Consider the following 16953-nt stretch of genomic DNA (forward strand, 5'->3'; position numbering starts at 1 on the left):
AGCGAGGGATGCCGCGGCGGCGGGGCCGCGGCATCCAGAACCGCTCAGGACACCGGCGTGGCGTGCCAGATGCGGTCGAGGTAGTCGCGCATGGCCCGGTCGGACGAGAAGTAGCCGCTGCGGGCGACGTTCAGGATCGCCGAACGCACCCACGCGTCCTGGTCGGCGTACGCCGCGTCGACGCGCTCCTGGGCGTCGAGGTACGAGGCGAAGTCGGCGAGCGCCATGAAGCGGTCTTCGTACAGCAGGTTCGACACGAGCGGTTCGAAGACCGTGCGGTCGCCGTCCGAGAACGCGCCCGAGGCGATCAGGTCGATCGCGCTGCGCAGCCGCTCGTCGCCCTGGTAGACGTCCGCGGGGCGGTACCCCTCGGCCCACAGCGCCTCGACCTCGGGCTCGCTCATGCCGAACAGGAAGAAGTTGTCGTCGCCGACCAGCTTGCGGATCTCGACGTTCGCGCCGTCGTCGGTGCCGATGGTGAGCGCGCCGTTCAGGGCGAGCTTCATGTTGCCCGTGCCGGACGCCTCTTTGCCGGCGAGCGAGATCTGCTCCGACAGGTCGGCGGCGGGGATGATGCCCTCGGCGAGGGTGACGTTGTAGTTCGCCGGGTACAGCACCTTGAGCTTGCCCTGCACGCGTTCGTCCCCGCTCACCACCTCGCCGACGGCGTTGATGAGGTGGATGATGCGCTTGGCCATGCCGTAGCCCGGGGCCGCCTTGGCGCCGAACAGGAAGGTGCGCGGCTGCACGGTGTCCACGTCGAGACGACCCGAGACGATGCCCTCGTAGGTGCTGACGATGTGCAGCACCTTGAGCGTCTGACGCTTGTACTCGTGCAGGCGCTTGATCATGACGTCGAGCATGTGACCGTCGTCGAGGGGCTGGTCGCCGCGGGCCTCGAGCACGCGGGCGAAGCGGCGCTTGTTGGCGGCCTTGACCGCGGCGAACCGCTCTCGGAAGTCGCCGTCGTCGGCGAGCGCCTCGAGGCCGCGCAGGCGCTCGAGGTCGACGGTCCAGCCCGCGCCGAGCGCCTCGGTGATGAGAGCCGAGAGATCGGGATTGGCCAGACGGAGGAAGCGGCGCGGGGTGACGCCGTTGGTGACGTTGGTGAACTTGTCGGGCCACATTTTGGCGAAGTCCTTCAGGACGTTGTCGCGCAGCAGCTGCGAGTGCAGCTCGGCGACACCGTTCACCTTGGAGCCTGCGACCGTGGCGAGGTACGCCATGCGCACCGAGCGGTACGGGTGCTCGCCGATGATCGACATGTTGCGGATGAGCATCTCGTCGTCGCCGAAGCGCTCGCGCACTTCGAGCAGGAACTCGTCGTTGATGCGGTAGATGATCTCGAGGTGGCGCGGCAGCAGGCGCCCGAGCAGATCGACCGACCAGACCTCGAGGGCCTCGGGCAGCAGCGTGTGGCACGTGTACGCGAAGCACTTCTGCGTGATGGCCCACGCGGCATCCCACTCGAGCTTCTTCTCGTCGACCAGCACGCGCATGAGCTCGGGCACGCCGATCACGGGGTGCGTGTCGTTGAGCTGGAAGATCACGCGCTCCGGCAGCTTCTCGATGTCGAAGTCGTCGGGGAGCACGTTGTCGATGAAGTCGGCGATGGATGCCGCGACGAAGAAGTACTGCTGCTGCAGGCGCAGCTCCTTGCCCTGGGGCGTGGAGTCCTCGGGGTAGAGCACCTTCGAGATGTTCTCGGCGAAGGTCTGCGCGCGCACCGACTCGACGTAGTCGCCGGAGTTGAAGGTGTGCAGGTCGAAGGCGTTGGTGGCCACCGCGCGCCACAGGCGCAGGGTGTTCACGCGACCGTTGTGGTAGCCCGGGACCATCATGTTGTACGGCACCGCGAGCACGTTCCACTCGGGCGCCCAGCGGGTGCGCTCGACGCCGCCGTCGTCGTAGGTCTCGGTGGTGCCGGCGAACGAGATGGTCTGCGCGGCCTCGGGGTGGGCGAAGTCCCACGGCGAGCCCATGCGCAGCCACGCGTCGGGCTGCTCGATCTGCTGCCCGTCGGCGAAGGCCTGGCGAAAGATGCCGTACTCGTAGCGGATGCCGTACCCGATCGCCGGGATGCTCATGGTCGCGAGCGAGTCGACGAAGCAGGCGGCCAGACGGCCGAGACCACCGTTGCCCAGCCCCGGCTCGATCTCGACGGCGCGCAGGTCGTCGATGTCGATGCCGCACTGCGCGAGCGCCTCGGTGGCGATGTCGGTCAGACGCGCGGCGAGCAGGTTGTTGTCGAGCTGACGACCGAGCAGGTACTCGGCCGAAAGGTAGCAGACGGTCTTGTTCTGCTGCGCCTTCTGCTGGGCCCGGTCGTCGAACCAGCGCGCCATCAGGTAGTCACGCACCGTGTAGGCCAGGGCCAGGTACTGGTCGTTGACGTCGGAGTTCGACAGGGTCACGCCCTGGTCGAAGTTGAGGTTCTGCAGGAACTGTTTCGCGAAGCCGTCGACGGATGCCGCGGGGGCGACGACCGGCGCGAGGGCCAGGGGGTGGGTCGGGCGCAGTTCGGGGGTGTTCTCGGGCACTCTCCGACCGTAATGAGTCCCGCGGCGTCTCGCCAAGGTGGAACCTGAACGACACACGATCTTCACCCGCGTGCCGCACGGGACGACGCCCGTCGCGCAACCGGATTGTCGCCGGAGGACTCCAGCGCATACGGTGAGCCGATGCCCTCCACCGCCCGGACCGCCGCTCGCGACGCCGAGGCGAACCCTGCTTTCCGGCTGGCTGCCCGCGCGGGCTACGCCGCCAACGGCATCCTGCATCTGCTCATCGGCGGCCTGGTCATCGCGGTCGGCCTGGGCGCGCAGGAGGACAGCGATCAGACGGGGGCCTTCCGCGCCCTCGCCGCCGCTCCCCTGGGCGCGGCGGCCCTGTGGGCCCTGGCGATCGGCCTGGTCGCCCTCGGCGGGTGGCATCTGCTGCAGGCCTTCGCTCCGCGGCGGTTGTCGGTGTGGCGGCGTCTCGCGCGGATCCTCGCCGAGTTGCCGCAGGGGCTGGTGTTCCTCGCGATCGGTCTGGTGTCGGCATCCGTCGCCCTGGGGGCCCGCCCGCGCGCCGAGCAGGCCGCGGAGGACCTCAGCCAGGGCGTGCTGACCTGGCCCATCGGCGGGGCGATCCTGGGCGCCGTCGGACTCGCCGTGGCCGGCGTGGGCATCGGTTTCGTGTGGATGGGCCTGCGTCGATCGTTCCACTCGAAGGTGCGCACACCGGACGGGCCGCGCGGCTTCGCGCTCACGACCCTGGGCGTCGTCGGCTTCGTCGCGAAGGGGATCGCGCTGATCGTCGTCGGCGTGCTGCTGGTGACCGCCGCGATCCGTGTCGAGCCCGACACCGCGGGCGGACTCGACGGCGCCGTCGCTGCGGTCGTGGCCCTGCCGCTGGGACCGTTCCTGGCATGCCTGGTCGGCCTGGGCTTCCTCGCCTACGGGGTGTTCACGGTCTTCCGCGCCCGGTACGCCCGACTGGACGTGTGACGGCCCTCAGTCCAGGTCGGGATCGCGACCCGTCCGCTCGCCCGTCTCGAGCCCGGCGATTTCAGCGTGATCGTCGGCGTCGAGCGTGAAGTCGAACACGTCGCCGTTCTCGCGGATCCGGTCCAGCGACACGGACTTGGGGAAGACGACGAGCCCGCGGTCGAGGTGCCAGCGGATGACGACCTGAGCCGGCGTCTTGCCGTACTTGTCGGCCAGGGTCGCCAGGACCGGTTCGTCCAACAGCCCGCCGCGCGCCAGCGGCGCCCACGCCTCGGTGACGATGCCGTTCGCCTCGTGCCAGGCGACGAGGTCGTCCTGGGGGAAGCGCGGGTGCAGCTCGACCTGGTTGACCACGGGCAGCACGCCCGTCTCGTCGCGCAGCCGCTCCAGGTGCGGCACCGAGAAGTTGCTGACGCCGATCGACGTCGCCCGCCCTTCCTGCTGCAATCGCAGCAGCGCCCGCCACGTGTCGACGTAGCGGTCGGCACTCGGGATGGGCCAGTGGATCAGATACAGGTCGACGCGGTCGAGGCCCAGCGCCGCGGCGCTGGTGTCGAAGGCGCGGAGCGTCTCGTCGAAGCCCTGATCGTCGTTCCACACCTTGGTGGTGACGAACACCTCGTCGCGATCGAGCCCCGAGGCCCGCAGCCCCGCGCCCACCTCGGCCTCGTTGCCGTAGAGCGCCGCGGTGTCGATGTGGCGGTAGCCCGCGGCGAGCGCCCCCTCGACGAGTCCGGCGGTGGTCTCGGCCGGCACCTTGTAGGTGCCGACGCCGAGCTGGGGAATCGTGGAGCCGTCGGCGAGCGACAGGCGAGGGGCCGAGATCATGGCATCCACGGTACCGGCGAACACCCTCCGGAACGGCGGAACGGCACCCCTTTCCCGCAGCGGGAGGGATGCCGTTCCGTCAGGCGTCAGCGCGTGAGCGCCGCCAGAGCGTCGTCGACGGACACGGTCTCGCGCTCGCCCGTGCGGCGGTCCCACAGCTCGACCTGCCCGTCGGCGGCGCCGCGACCCACGATGAGGATGCGCGGGATGCCGACGAGCTCGGCGTCGCCGAACTTGACCCCCGGAGAGACCTTGGGGCGGTCGTCGTAGAGCACGTCGAGGCCGGCGGACTCGAGCTGCTCCGAGACGGATGCCGCGAGCTCGAAGGCCACGGCGTCGCGCCCCGTGGCCACCACGTGCACGTCGAACGGGGCGACCGACTCGGGCCAGATGAGACCCTTCGCGTCGTTGTTGAGTTCGGCGATGATGGCCAGGATGCGGGTGACCCCAATGCCGTACGAGCCCATCGTGACGGTGGCGAGCTTGCCGTTCTCGTCCAGGACCTTGAGCCCCAGGGCCTCGGCGTACTTGCGGCCCAGCTGGAAGACGTGGCCGATCTCCATGCCGCGGGCCAGCTCCACCGGACCGGAGCCGTCGGGGGCGGGGTCGCCCGCGCGCACGGTCGAGACCTCGACGAAGCCGTCGCCGACGAAGTCGCGGCCGGCGACGAGCGAGTGCACGTGCTTCTGGTCGATGTTGGCACCGGTGATCCAGGCGGTGCCGTCGACCACGCGGGGGTCGAGCACGTAGCGGATCTTGGTCGCCGACTCCTCGCCCAGCACCGGACCGGTGGGCGACCAGGGGCCGATGTAGCCCTTGACCAGCAGCGGGTTCTTCGCGAAGTCCGCCTCGGTGGCCGCCTCGACCTCGGCCGGGGCGAAGGCGACCTCGACGCGCTTGTCGTCGACGTCGCGGTCACCGGGCAGGCCCACGACGACGAGCTCGCGCGTGCCGTCGAGATGCGTGAGGGCGAGCACCACGTTCTTCAGCGTGTGCGCGGCGGTCCACTCGACGGCGTCGGCCGTGGCGGGACCGGCGATACCGGGGGCCGGTGCGGCCAGGTGCGCGTTGGAGTGATCGACGAGGGTGGCGATCGTGGGGGTGTTCGGCGAGTCGAAGACGACCGGCTCGGGCCGACCCTCGATCGGCAGCGCGTCGGGGACGACCGTGGTGAACGCCTCGACGTTGGCCGCGTAGCCTCCGGCCGAGCGGACGAAGGTGTCCTCGCCGATCGGGGTCGGGTGCAGGAACTCCTCGGACTTCGAGCCGCCCATCGCGCCGGCGTCGGCGGCGACGATGACGTACTCGAGGCCCAGGCGGGTGAAGATCCGCTCGTAGGCATCGCGCTGAGCCTGGTACGAGGCGTCGAGACCGGCATCCGTCGCGTCGAACGAGTACGCGTCCTTCATCGTGAACTCGCGACCGCGCAGGAGGCCGGCGCGGGGGCGCGCCTCGTCGCGGTACTTGTCCTGGATCTGGTAGATCGTCAGGGGCAGGTCCTTGTACGACGAGTACAGGTCCTTCACCAGCAGGGTGAACATCTCCTCGTGCGTGGGCGCGAGCAGGTAGTCGGCCCCCTTGCGGTCCTGCAGGCGGAACAGCGCGTCGCCGTACTCCTCCCAGCGGCCCGTCACCTCGTACGGCTCGCGCGGCAGGAGCGCCGGGAAGTGCACCTCGAATGCTCCGGCGTTCGCCATCTCTTCGCGGACGACCGCCTCGATCTTGGCCTTGACCCTCAGGCCGAGCGGCAGCCAGGCGAAGACGCCGGGGGCGTTGCGACGGATGTATCCGGCGCGCACGAGCAGGCGGTGGCTCGTGACCTCGGCATCCGAGGGATCTTCGCGGAGCGTGCGGAGGAAGTAGTTCGACAGACGGGTGACCACGAGAGTCGAGTCTAGGGCGCGGCGGTGGCGGCCTCCCTTATCGTGAGCACATGCGCGCACGGTGGACCCTCGTCCTGGGATTCTCGCTCGCCCTGCTCGTCGGGGTGGGCGCGTGGGTCGGCGTCTCGGCCCTGGGCGGGGACGACCCGCGCTCCCCCGCCCCCACCGACGGGGACTTCGCCATCACCGCGTCGTACCGCCTGACCCCCGACGGCGCGCTCGACCCCTCACCCGACGAGCGCGCGCAACGCGTCTGGGACGACTTCGTGCGCGTCGCCACCCCCGCCTTCGTGCGCTCGGACGTGACGACCTACCGCGTCGGCGACGATGCCGGCAGCGACACCCTCGCCTACGTCATCAGCGACGACGACGATCCGACGCGATGGGCGTTCGCCGCGAACCTGGCCTTCGCCGACGACCCGCGGCTGCTGCTGACCACCCTCGTCCACGAGTACGCGCACCTGCTGAGCCTGGGCGTCGACGATGTCGACACCGATGCCTCGACCTGCGACACCGAGTGGACCGGGGCCGGATGCCTGTCGGCGGACTCCGATCTGCAGCGCTTCGCCGAGCGCTTCTGGGCCGGGTACGACGACGCGCCGGCGCGCGACAACCTCGACACCGACGTGGGCACCGCGTTCTACGCCGCGCACGAGGCGGACTTCGTCAGCGACTACGCCGCCACCAACGCCTCGGAGGACTTCGCCGAGACCTTCGCCACGTTCGTCCTCGAGCCCGAGATCGTCGGCGACTCGGTCCTGGCCGACAAGTTCCGGTACTTCGCCGAGCTGCCCGAGTACGCCGGGGCCCGCGAACGCATCCGGGCGGAGTTCTCCCTCGGCTCCTGACCGCCGACGCGCCGCTCCGGGACGGCGTCAGCGCGGGCCGCGCCCGACGTGCAGCACCCCGCGCACCGCCAGCCCGGCCAGGAGCGCCCAGAACGCCGCGCTCACCCCGAACACGGCGATCCCGGATGCCGCGACCAGGAACGTCACCACGGCCGGCACCCGCTCGCCGGGGTCGTCGATGGCCTGCTGCACCGCCGACCCGAACGCACCGAACAGCGCCACACCGGCCACCGCCGGGATCACCCCGGCCGGCGCGAGCAGCACGACGGCGGCGAACGCCGCCGACAGCGCGCCGAGGACGAGGTAGGTGCCCCCGGCGGACAGGCCGGCCACCCACCGTCGTCGCGGGTCCGGGTGGGCGTCGGGGCCGGCGGCGATAGCGGCGCTGATCGCCCCGAGGTTCATCGCGTGTCCGCCGAAGCCCGCGGCGGCCGCCGAACCCAGCCCGGTGACGAGCATCGCGGGACGCCACGGGATCGTGTAGCCGAGGCTGCGCATCACGGCGACCCCCGGGACGTTCTGCGACGCCATCGTCACGACGAACAGCGGCAGGGCGATACCCACGACCGCTCCCACGGTGAGCGTCGGTGCGGTGAACTCCAGCCGCGGCAGCAGGGTCGCGGCATCCGTCCCCGCGCCCGTGCGCGAGAGCTCGACGGCGACCACGACGATCGCCGTCACGAACGCCAGCGGCACGGCCCACCGGGGCAGGATCCGGGATGCCACCAGCCACACGATCAGCACCGGCGCCACGCCCCACGGGTCGTCGACGAGACCGGTGAACGGCGCCACGCACAGCGGCAGCAGGACGCCCGCGAGCATGGCCTGCGCGATCGAGGGAGGGATCCGGGCGATGAGAGCCCCGAGCGGGGGGAACAGCGCCGTGCACAGGATCAGGCCCGCCGAGACGAAGAAGCCCCCGACCACGGCCGACCAGCCCCCGTCGATCGCCCCCGTGGCCGCGAGCAGAGCCGCACCCGGGGTCGACCACGCGACGGTGATCGGCAGACGGTGGCGTCCGGCCAGCACGATGCACCCGATGCCGACCACGAGGGTGATGGCCAGCAGTCCGCTCGCGGCCTGCTCGGCGGTCGCGCCGACCGCGCGCAGCCCCGTCAAGACGACGGCGAAGGTGCTCGTGAAGCCGACCAGGGCGGTGACGACGCCCGCGACGAGCGGGCGAGCGAGGGAGACGTCGGAAGCCATGAGGCCTCCGACGCTATCGGACCGCGGCGCCTCGTCCCGCCGGCCGGGGCCGGGTCAGGCCGTGATGACCTGGGCCGTGCCGGTCGCGGCGTCGGGCCCCATCTCGTCGGCGAGGCGGTTCGCCTCTTCGATGAGGGTCTGGACGATCTCGGCCTCGGGCACGGTCTTGATGACCTGGCCCTTGACGAAGATCTGGCCCTTGCCGTTGCCCGACGCGACGCCCAGGTCGGCGTCGCGCGCCTCGCCCGGGCCGTTCACGACGCAGCCCATGACGGCCACGCGCAGCGGCACGGTCATGTCCTTCAGACCCTCGGTGACGTTGTCGGCGAGCGAGTACACGTCCACCTGCGCGCGACCGCACGAGGGGCAGGACACGATCTCGAGCTTGCGCTCGCGCAGGTTGAGGGACTGCAGGATCTGGTGGCCGACCTTGACCTCTTCGGCGGGCGGGGCCGACAGCGACACGCGGATGGTGTCGCCGATGCCCTCGGAGAGCAGGATGCCGAAGGCCGTGGCGCTCTTGATGGTGCCCTGGAACGCGGGGCCGGCCTCGGTCACGCCGAGGTGCAGGGGCCAGTCGCCCCGCTCGGCGAGCAGGCGGTAGGCCTTGACCATGACGACGGGGTCGTTGTGCTTGACCGAGATCTTGAAGTCGTGGAAGTCGTGCTCCTCGAACAGCGAGGCCTCCCAGACGGCGCTCTCGACGAGCGCCTCGGGGGTCGCCTTGCCGTACTTCTCGAGCAGTCGACGGTCGAGCGAACCGGCGTTCACGCCGATGCGCAGCGAGACGCCCGCGTCCTTGGCGGCCTTGGCGATCGCACCGACCTGGTCGTCGAACTTGCGGATGTTGCCGGGGTTCACGCGCACCGCGCCGCACCCGGCGTCGATGGCCTGGAAGACGTACTTCGGCTGGAAGTGGATGTCGGCGATGACGGGGATCTGACTCTTCTTCGCGATGATGTGCAGCACGTCGGCGTCGTCCTGCGAGGGCACGGCGACACGCACGATCTCGCACCCGGATGCCGTCAGCTCGGCGATCTGCTGCAGGGTGGCGTTGATGTTGGTCGTCGGCGTCGTCGTCATCGACTGCACGCTCACGGGGGCGTCGCCTCCGACGAGCACCTTGCCGACCCGGATCTGACGGGTCTTGCGACGGGGAGCGAGGGTCTCCGGCACGCGGGGCATTCCGAGATTCACAGCAGGCACGCGCTCAGCCTACGCCGCCCGCGCTGAACGGAGTCCGAACCGGCTGCGAAAGCTCTCTGTGATAGGTTCGGCGCCATGCGCGCGCACTGCAGTTGGTGGCCCACCGTCTAGGCGGTGAGCTCGCGTGCGACAGACCGCCCTCCCTCGGGATCCGGGCGGTCTTCGTGTTTTCGGCGGCCGCACAGGACCCTCGCTCACAGACGGAAGTACTTCGATGACCGGGCCCGACCCCTCCTCCTCGCTCCTGCACCTGCTGACCGGCGACGCGCCGTTCGCGCTCATCGCGCGCGACCCCGACACCGTCGAGGTGCTCACGGGCGACGTAGTCGACGTCGAGCTGCTCTCCGACATCCCGCTGACGGATGCCGACGGCCGGCACCGCGAGGTGCTCGCCCTCGTCCCGTTCCGACAGGTCCGCGAGCGCGGGTTCGTCTGCCACGACGACGGCGCCCCGCTGCGCTGCCTCGTCATCGGCGAGCGGACGATCCTGCCGCGCGCGGAGGTCATGGCATCCCTCCCCTCCTCCCCCGTGGAGCTCGAGGGAGCGGGCTTCGACATCGCGGACGAGGAGTACGCCGACATCGTCCGGCGGGTGATCGCCGATGAGATCGGACGCGGCGAGGGGGCGAACTTCGTCATCCGCCGCGACTTCGTCGCCGGGGTCTCCGCCGACCCGCGCGTGGCGGCGCTGACGTGGTTCCGCGCCCTGCTCGAGCACGAGAGAGGCGCCTACTGGACCTTCGCGGTCGTCACCGACGGGCACATCGCCGTCGGTGCGAGCCCCGAGGCGCACGTGAGCGCCCAGGACGGCATCGTCACGATGAACCCCATCTCGGGCACGTTCCGCCATCCGGCCGGCGGTGCCACCGCGGACACCCTGGCGGAGTTCCTGCGTTCGACCAAAGAGACCGAGGAGCTCTTCATGGTGGTCGACGAGGAGCTCAAGATGATGAGCGCCGTGTGCACGGACGGCGGCCGCATCACCGGCCCCCACCTCAAAGAGATGTCGCGGCTGACCCACACCGAGTACATGCTGCGGGGCCGCAGCGACCTCGACCCGCGCGACATCCTGCGCGAGACGATGTTCGCCCCCACCGTCACGGGCTCGCCCATGCAGAACGCGTGCACGGTGATCGCCCGTCACGAGACCTCCCCGCGCGGCTACTACTCCGGCGTCGCCGCACTGTTCACCCCGAACGGGGCCGTGCAGGGCCCGACCCACGACCTCGACGCCCCGATCCTCATCCGCACGGCCTACCTGGTCGACGGGCGCCTGCGCGTGCCGGTCGGCGCGACCCTCGTGCGCCACTCCGATCCGTACGGCGAGGTCGGCGAGACCCACGGCAAGGCGGCCGGGGTGCTCGGCGCCATCGGCGCGATCCCACGCGATGTTCCCGCTGCGCCCGCCGACGCCGATCCCGACGCCCCCGTCGCCGAGCGCCGCCCGCTCGCCGAGGATCCCGCGATCGCCGCGCTGCTGGCGTCGCGCAACGACCGCCTCGCACCGTTCTGGATGAACCCGCAGGACCCCGACGAGACCGGCCCGTTCGCGGGGCGCACGGCGGTGGTCGTGGATGCCGAGGACCGCTTCACCACGATGCTCGCCCACCAGCTGCGCCACCTCGGACTGGATGCGCGGATCGTGCACTGGTCGCGGGTGACGGACACCGAGATGGATGCCGCCGACCTCGTCGTCTCGGGCCCCGGGCCCGGCGATCCGCGCGACGACGACAGCGCGCGCATCGCCGCGATGCGTCGCGTCGTGTCGCGGCGCCTGCACGGGGGCGCTCCCCTGCTCGCGGTCTGCCTGAGCCACCAGATCCTCGCCGATCAGCTGGGCATCGACCTGGCGCCGCTCGCGCAGCCGCACCAGGGCCTGCAGAAGAGCGTCGACGTGTTCGGCGAGCCGGCGTCCATCGGGTTCTACAACACGTTCACCGCGCGCGTCGCGCCCGGGACCACCGCACGGGGGCTGTCGACCGTCGATCGCGACATCCCTATCGAGGTGGCCGCGGATGCCGAGACCGGCGACGTGTACGCCCTGCGCGGCCCCGCGGTCGCGAGCGTGCAGGGGCACCTCGAGTCGATCCTCTCGCGCGACGGCATGCGCACGCTCGAGCGGCTGATCGCCCACGCGCTCTGACGCCGGGGACCCGGCGCGTTACAGCAGCTGCACCGGGTTGAAGATGTCCGCGAGGAACAGCACGCCGCCCATTCCGACCAGCAGCACCACGACGACGAACGTCACGGGGACGAGCTTCGTGGCATCCACGGGCCGTGCGACCTTGCCGCGCATCCGAGCGAGCCAGCGCTTGATGCCGTCCCACAGCGCGACGACGACGTGTCCGCCGTCGAGCGGCAGCAGCGGGATGAGGTTGAACACGAACAGGGCGACGTTCAATCCCGCCAGCAGAGCGAGGATCTGCTGCACGCGGGCGAGGATGGGTGCGTCGACGGCGGCGATCTCGCCGGCCATGCGTCCCGCGCCGACGACGCTCATGGGACTGTTGGCGTCGCGCGGCTGCCCGGTGAGGGTGTCGGCCGCCGCGTCGTAGATGCGCACCGGCAGCTGCGACATGATCTGCGCGACCGTGCCGATGTACTGTCCCGTGGCCTCGAAGCTGGTCGTGAGCGGCTGGGGGACGAGAGCCTCCTGCGCGCGCAGCCCGGCGAAGCCGACCGTCTCGTACTCGGGGGCACCGCTCGCGTCGGTCACGGCCCGTCCGCGGTCGTCGGTCACCGCACGGTCCGTGCTCTGCGGGGTGAACTGCACGGTCTGCTGGGAGCCGTCGCGGTCGATGACCACCGACAGCTGCCGGCCGGGCGAGCGCTGGATGATCGCCGCCGCGTCGGCGAACGTCTCGACCGGGGTGCCGTCGATCGACACGAGGCGGTCTCCGGGCTGGATGCCGGCGGCCGCGGCCGGGGCGACCGGGTCTCCCGTGGTGCACGCATCGCGCTGCTGACTCGCGGGGATCACGCACTGGCTGACCGAGGCGACGGTGGTCGTTCCGGCCTGGACGCCGATGCCGCTCAGCGCGATGGCGAACAGGACGACCGCGAGCACGAGGTTCATCACCGGACCGCCGAGCATGACGATGATCCGCTTGTAGACGGGCAGCTTGTAGAACACCCGGTCGTCGGCGGCGATGAGCGTCTCGGCGTTGGCGTCGCGGGCGTCCTGCACCATGGTGGCGAAGAACCGCGAGCGCTTTCTGCCGGGCTCGGCGTCGTCCGGAGCCGGGGGGAACATGCCCGCCATCGAGATGAAGCCGCCCAGCGGCAGCGCCTTGAAGCCGTACTCGGTCTCGCCGATGCGCTTCGACCAGAGCGTCGGGCCGAACCCGATCATGTACTGACCGACGCGCACGCCGAAGAGCTTCGCGGGCAGCAGGTGCCCGATCTCGTGCAGGGCGATCGAGACGGCCAGGCCGATCACGAGCACGAGCACGCCGATGAGGAAGGCGATCGCGGTCACCCGCTGACGATACCGCCGCCCGCCTTGGAACGGCCCGTGCGGCCGCGATGCGGTGTCTGTGCGACGCCGGATGAGACAATGGGAGCGATGTCGACCGACGCTGCCTCGAACCTCCCGCCCGTGCTCCGACCGGAGCGGCCTCCCCGCCGCGACCTCGCCGAACTCGCCCGCCTCTTCGGCGTGCGCACCGTCGGCGACGTCGACGGCACCGCCGTGACCGGCATCACGCTCGCCACCGCCGACCTGCGCGCCGGCGAGGCGTTCGTCGCGATCCGCGGCGTGAACCGCCACGGGGCCGAGTTCGCCCCCACCGCCGCGGAGCGGGGTGCCGTCGCGGTCATCACCGACGAGGACGGCGCCGCCATCGCGGCATCCACCGGTCTTCCGATCGTGGTGGTCGAGGATCCCCGCGCCCTTCTCGGCGACCTGTCGGCCTGGGTGTACGGCACCGGTCCCCAGGACGAGCTGCCGCGACTGCTGGCCACCACGGGCACCAACGGCAAGACCAGCGTCTCGCACCTGCTCGAGGGGATCCTCGACCAGCTGGGCGTCGTGACGGGTCTGTCGTCGACCGCCGAGCGGCACATCGCCGGCGAGGTCATCGTGTCGCGGTTGACGACGCCCGAGGCGTCCGAGTTCCACGCCCTGCTCGCGCTCATGCGCGAACGCGGTGTCGAGGCCGTCGCGGTCGAGGTGAGCGCGCAGGCGCTCACGCGTCACCGGGTCGACGGTCTGGTGTTCGACGTCGCCGGTTTCACCAACCTCTCCCACGACCACCTCGACGACTACGCCGACATGCGCGAGTACTTCGAGGCGAAGCTGCCCCTGTTCCGGCCCGACCGCGCCCGCCGCGGCGTCGTGTGCCTCGACACCGTCGCGGGGATCGAGATCGCCGCGCGCGCCGAGATCCCGGTCGTCACCATCGCGACGCCCGCGATCGCCGAGGACGCCGCCGCCGCGGCATCCGCCCAGTGGCGCGTCGAGATCGTCGACGAGCGGCAGGAGGGCACCGAGTTCACCCTGACGGACGGCAAGGGTCGTGCGCTCACGACGGTCGTCCCCGTCATCGGTCGGCACATGGCGGCCAACGCGGGTCTCGCCATCGTCATGCTGCTCGAGGCGGGGTACACCTGGGAGCACCTGTACAGCACCCTCGATGGCGAGCGCATCGACGCGTCGTTGCCGGGGCGGACGCAGCTCGTCTCGGGTCCGCACGGTCCCGCGGTCTACGTCGACTTCGGTCACTCCCCCGACGCGTTCGAGAAGACGCTCGCGGCCGTCCGTCGCGTCACGCCCGGCAAGGTCGTCATGGTGTTCGGCGCCGACGGCGATCGCGACGCCACCAAGCGTCTCGACATGGGACGCACCGCGGTCGAGGGCAGCGACATCCTCGTCATCACCGACCATCACCCGCGCCACGAGGATCCGGATGCCATCCGCGCGGTCCTCGTCAAGGGGGCGCGTCGCGCGCGTCCCGACGGCGAGATCCACGAGTTCACCCCGCCCGAGCGCGCGATCCTCGAGGCCGTCAAGCTCGTCGGCGAGGGTGATGCGATCCTGTGGGCCGGACCCGGCCACCAGGACTACCGCGACATCCGCGGCGTGCGCACCCCCTACTCGGCGCGCGAGCTCTCGCGCCGAGCCCTGCGCGCCGCGGGATGGGCCGTGCCCGATCCGCAGTGGCCGGTGCCCTACCCGGCCGACGCCACGCCGTCGTCCGACCCCGAGCGTCCGGTCGACTTCCCCGCCTGACGTCGGGTCGGCGACGGATCGGGGCCTCGCGGCGCCGGCGCCGCGCGACTCCTGCACATTCGCGCCGCACGCCGCGGAAACCCCCGTCTGCGACGCCTCGCAGGGGGTGTGCAACGCTCGCGCGCGCTCAGCGCGCGGCGATGATCTCGTCAGCCGTCCGGCGCGCCCACGCCTCGGCCTCGGCGAGGGACTCGCGCGAGAGCGCGGAGGGGGCCTCGTGCCGGTCGACCACGCGCTCGATGAGCTCGACGATCTCGAGGAAACTCAGACGCCCCTCGTGGAACGCGTCGACGGCCTGCTCGTTCGCGGCGTTGAAGACCGCGGGATACGTCGCGCCCGCTCGTCCGACGCGCTTGGCGAGGGCGACCGAGCCGAACGCCTCTTCGTCGAGGGGCTCGAAGGTCCACTGCGAGGCCCGCGTCCAGTCGAGCGGCGCGCCGACGCCGCCGATCCGGTGCGGCCAATCCAGGCCCAGCGAGATCGGCAGCCGCATGTCGGGCGGAGAGGCCTGCGCGATGGTCGAGCCGTCGACGAACTCGACCATCGAGTGCACGATCGACTGCGGGTGGACGGTCACGTCGATCCGGTCGTAGGCGACGTCGAACAGCAGGTGCGCCTCGATCACCTCGAGGCCCTTGTTCACCAGGGTCGCCGAGTTGGTCGTCACGACACGGCCCATGTCCCAGGTGGGGTGCGCGAGGGCCTGCGCGGGTGTCACGTCGGCGAGCTCCGACCGTGAGCGTCCCCGGAAAGGACCCCCGGATGCCGTGAGCACCAGCCGGCGCACCTCGTGCGCGTCGCCCGCCCGGAGCGCCTGCGCGATGGCCGAGTGCTCGGAATCGACCGGCACGATCTGACCCGGCGCGGCGAGCGCGGTCACCAGGTCGCCGCCGACGATCAGCGACTCCTTGTTCGCGAGGGCGAGGGTGCGCCCCTCTTCGAGCGCGGCGATCGTCGGACCGAGCCCCACCGAGCCGGTGATGCCGTTCAGCACCACGTCGGCGTCGACGTCACGGACCAGCTGTTCCGCCTCGACGGCACCGAGAGCGACGGCGTCCACGCCGAAGGCGGCAGCCTGCGCCTCGACTCCGGCGCGGTTGCTCCCGGCCGCGAGACCGACGACCTCGAAACGGTCGGGGTTGGCGCGGATGACGTCGAGCGCCTGCGTCCCGATCGAACCGGTGGAACCGAGGATGAGGACGCGGCGCATTCCGTCAGCCTACTGACCGGCTGCGGTGGCGTGCTGGACGCCGAGGATGTCGACCACGAACACGAGCGTGGAGTTGGCCGGGATCTCTCCCTGCGCCTGGTCGCCGTACCCCTGGGCGGGCGGGATGACCACGAGCACCTGCGAGCCGACGGTCTGTCCCTCGAGCGCCTGACGGAAGCCGTCCACCACCTGGTTGGTGACGAACTGCGCGGGGGTGCCGCGCTCCCAGCTGGAGTCGAAGACGGTGCCACCGTCGTACAGCGCACCGGTGTACTGCACGATCACCTGGTCGCCGGGGTTGACGACGTCGCCGGTGCCCTGGCGCAGGTTCTCGATGCGCACCTCGGTCGGAGCCGGGGTGGAGGGCATGGTGATGGTCGGCGCGCCGTCGTCGTCGAACGTGACGGTGGGCAGACCCTCGACCGGGGCGACCTCGGCGCCCTCGGCGCGCGTGGGCTGCTCCGAGATGGCGTCGGCGACGAGGACGAAGGCGGGCGAGCCCTCGCCGAGCGTCCCGGCGGGGAACGACGACACGGTGCGCGAACCGATCGTCGAGCACTCCAGGGCCGCACCGAAGATCTGCTGCGACGCGATGAGCGTGTCCATGCCGTCGGGGGCGGTGTCGAGCGACTGCAGCTGCACCTGGCCGGAGGCGGCGTCGATGAGGGTGTAGTTGGCCTTCAGCACGTCACCGGCGCGGACCTCCTGACCCGAGCCCTCGACGAGCGTCGTGCGCTGGAGCTCGGTCGGGTTGTACCCCGCGGGCAGGTCGACCGTCACCTTGGACTGGAAGTCGCCCGACACCTCGAGCCCCTCGGGGGCCGGTGCCTCGGTGAGGGCGCTTTGGCACTGCCCGGCGTCGGCCGAGCCCGTGGCATCCGGAGTCTGCGCCTGATCGGGCGAGCCCGAGCAGCCCGCGAGCAGCAGCGCCGCGGCGGCGGCGACGGACAGGGAAGCGATCGGGCGGAAGCGCACGGCAGACCTCTCGAAGGGGATCGGGAAGCCTCCATCCTTGCGCATGACGCTTTGGCGTGGCTGAGAGGGCCGTGTC

12 protein-coding genes are annotated in these 16953 nt (G+C 71.2%); 4 read left to right on the forward strand and 8 right to left on the reverse strand.

Annotation, left to right across the window (positions count from 1 at the left end; translation table 11 throughout):
* Positions 1 to 44: 44 nt before the first annotated feature.
* The gene (locus DC432_RS02100) at positions 45 to 2540 is read right to left on the reverse strand and encodes a glycogen/starch/alpha-glucan phosphorylase (protein WP_116536480.1); all 2496 of its coding nucleotides are present in this window, start codon (positions 2538 to 2540) and stop codon (positions 45 to 47) included.
* 141 nt (positions 2541 to 2681) lie between these two features.
* Here DC432_RS02100 and DC432_RS02105 point away from each other — a divergent pair, with 141 nt between their 5' ends.
* Complete coding sequence (locus DC432_RS02105) at positions 2682 to 3491, forward strand: DUF1206 domain-containing protein (RefSeq protein WP_116536481.1); 810 nt, start codon at positions 2682 to 2684, stop codon at positions 3489 to 3491.
* Positions 3492 to 3497: 6 nt separating this feature from the next.
* On the opposite strand, the gene DC432_RS02110 is transcribed toward DC432_RS02105, so the two are convergent.
* Positions 3498 to 4319, reverse strand: a complete 822-nt coding sequence (locus DC432_RS02110) for an aldo/keto reductase (RefSeq protein ID WP_116536482.1) — start codon at positions 4317 to 4319, stop codon at positions 3498 to 3500.
* A gap of 86 nt (positions 4320 to 4405) precedes the next feature.
* Positions 4406 to 6202 (reverse strand): proline--tRNA ligase, encoded by a 1797-nt coding sequence (locus tag DC432_RS02115; protein WP_116536483.1) that lies wholly within the window; start codon positions 6200 to 6202, stop codon positions 4406 to 4408.
* Positions 6203 to 6252: 50 nt separating this feature from the next.
* On the opposite strand from DC432_RS02115, the gene DC432_RS02120 reads away from it, so the two are divergent.
* Entirely contained in the window at positions 6253 to 7050 is a 798-nt protein-coding gene (locus DC432_RS02120) for an NADH:ubiquinone oxidoreductase subunit 4 (chain M) (RefSeq protein WP_116536484.1), read from the forward strand.
* A gap of 27 nt (positions 7051 to 7077) precedes the next feature.
* On the opposite strand, the gene DC432_RS02125 is transcribed toward DC432_RS02120, so the two are convergent.
* Positions 7078 to 8256: a benzoate/H(+) symporter BenE family transporter gene (locus tag DC432_RS02125; protein ID WP_116536485.1), complete on the reverse strand. Its 1179-nt coding sequence runs from the start codon at positions 8254 to 8256 to the stop codon at positions 7078 to 7080.
* A 54-nt stretch (positions 8257 to 8310) separates the two neighbouring features.
* Positions 8311 to 9462, reverse strand: a complete 1152-nt coding sequence (gene ispG, locus DC432_RS02130; RefSeq protein WP_181373670.1) for a flavodoxin-dependent (E)-4-hydroxy-3-methylbut-2-enyl-diphosphate synthase — start codon at positions 9460 to 9462, stop codon at positions 8311 to 8313.
* 214 nt (positions 9463 to 9676) lie between these two features.
* On the opposite strand from ispG, the gene DC432_RS02135 reads away from it, so the two are divergent.
* Positions 9677 to 11605: a chorismate-binding protein gene (locus DC432_RS02135; RefSeq protein ID WP_116536486.1), complete on the forward strand. Its 1929-nt coding sequence runs from the start codon at positions 9677 to 9679 to the stop codon at positions 11603 to 11605.
* A gap of 18 nt (positions 11606 to 11623) precedes the next feature.
* On the opposite strand, the gene DC432_RS02140 is transcribed toward DC432_RS02135, so the two are convergent.
* Entirely contained in the window at positions 11624 to 12940 is a 1317-nt protein-coding gene (locus DC432_RS02140; protein ID WP_116536487.1) for a M50 family metallopeptidase, read from the reverse strand.
* Between the two features lie 87 nt (positions 12941 to 13027).
* On the opposite strand from DC432_RS02140, the gene DC432_RS02145 reads away from it, so the two are divergent.
* Entirely contained in the window at positions 13028 to 14692 is a 1665-nt protein-coding gene (locus DC432_RS02145; RefSeq protein ID WP_207770727.1) for a Mur ligase family protein, read from the forward strand.
* A 127-nt stretch (positions 14693 to 14819) separates the two neighbouring features.
* Here the strand turns inward: DC432_RS02145 and dxr are convergent, their stop codons facing one another.
* Both dxr and DC432_RS02155 read right to left on the reverse strand, forming a co-directional pair.
* Positions 14820 to 15902: a 1-deoxy-D-xylulose-5-phosphate reductoisomerase gene (dxr, locus tag DC432_RS02150; protein WP_116536488.1), complete on the reverse strand. Its 1083-nt coding sequence runs from the start codon at positions 15900 to 15902 to the stop codon at positions 14820 to 14822.
* 9 nt (positions 15903 to 15911) lie between these two features.
* Complete coding sequence (locus DC432_RS02155) at positions 15912 to 16922, reverse strand: FKBP-type peptidyl-prolyl cis-trans isomerase (RefSeq protein WP_133177869.1); 1011 nt, start codon at positions 16920 to 16922, stop codon at positions 15912 to 15914.
* Between the last annotated feature and the right edge of the window lie 31 nt (positions 16923 to 16953).

The organism is Microbacterium testaceum, from assembly GCF_003075375.1.
Classification (GTDB): Bacteria; Actinomycetota; Actinomycetes; order Actinomycetales; family Microbacteriaceae; genus Microbacterium; species Microbacterium testaceum_E.

Bases quoted from the DNA above. Each gene is read 5' to 3' on its own strand.
- DC432_RS02105 (WP_116536481.1), top strand. From the start codon at position 2,682: ATGCCCTCCACCGCCCGGACCGCCGCTCGCGACGCCGAGGCGAACCCT.
- DC432_RS02110 (WP_116536482.1), bottom strand. From the start codon at position 4,319: ATGATCTCGGCCCCTCGCCTGTCGCTCGCCGACGGCTCCACGATTCCC.
- DC432_RS02120 (WP_116536484.1), top strand. From the start codon at position 6,253: ATGCGCGCACGGTGGACCCTCGTCCTGGGATTCTCGCTCGCCCTGCTC.
- DC432_RS02125 (WP_116536485.1), bottom strand. From the start codon at position 8,256: ATGGCTTCCGACGTCTCCCTCGCTCGCCCGCTCGTCGCGGGCGTCGTC.
- DC432_RS02135 (WP_116536486.1), top strand. From the start codon at position 9,677: ATGACCGGGCCCGACCCCTCCTCCTCGCTCCTGCACCTGCTGACCGGC.
- DC432_RS02145 (WP_207770727.1), top strand. From the start codon at position 13,028: ATGTCGACCGACGCTGCCTCGAACCTCCCGCCCGTGCTCCGACCGGAG.
- dxr (WP_116536488.1), bottom strand. From the start codon at position 15,902: ATGCGCCGCGTCCTCATCCTCGGTTCCACCGGTTCGATCGGGACGCAG.
- DC432_RS02155 (WP_133177869.1), bottom strand. From the start codon at position 16,922: ATGCGCAAGGATGGAGGCTTCCCGATCCCCTTCGAGAGGTCTGCCGTG.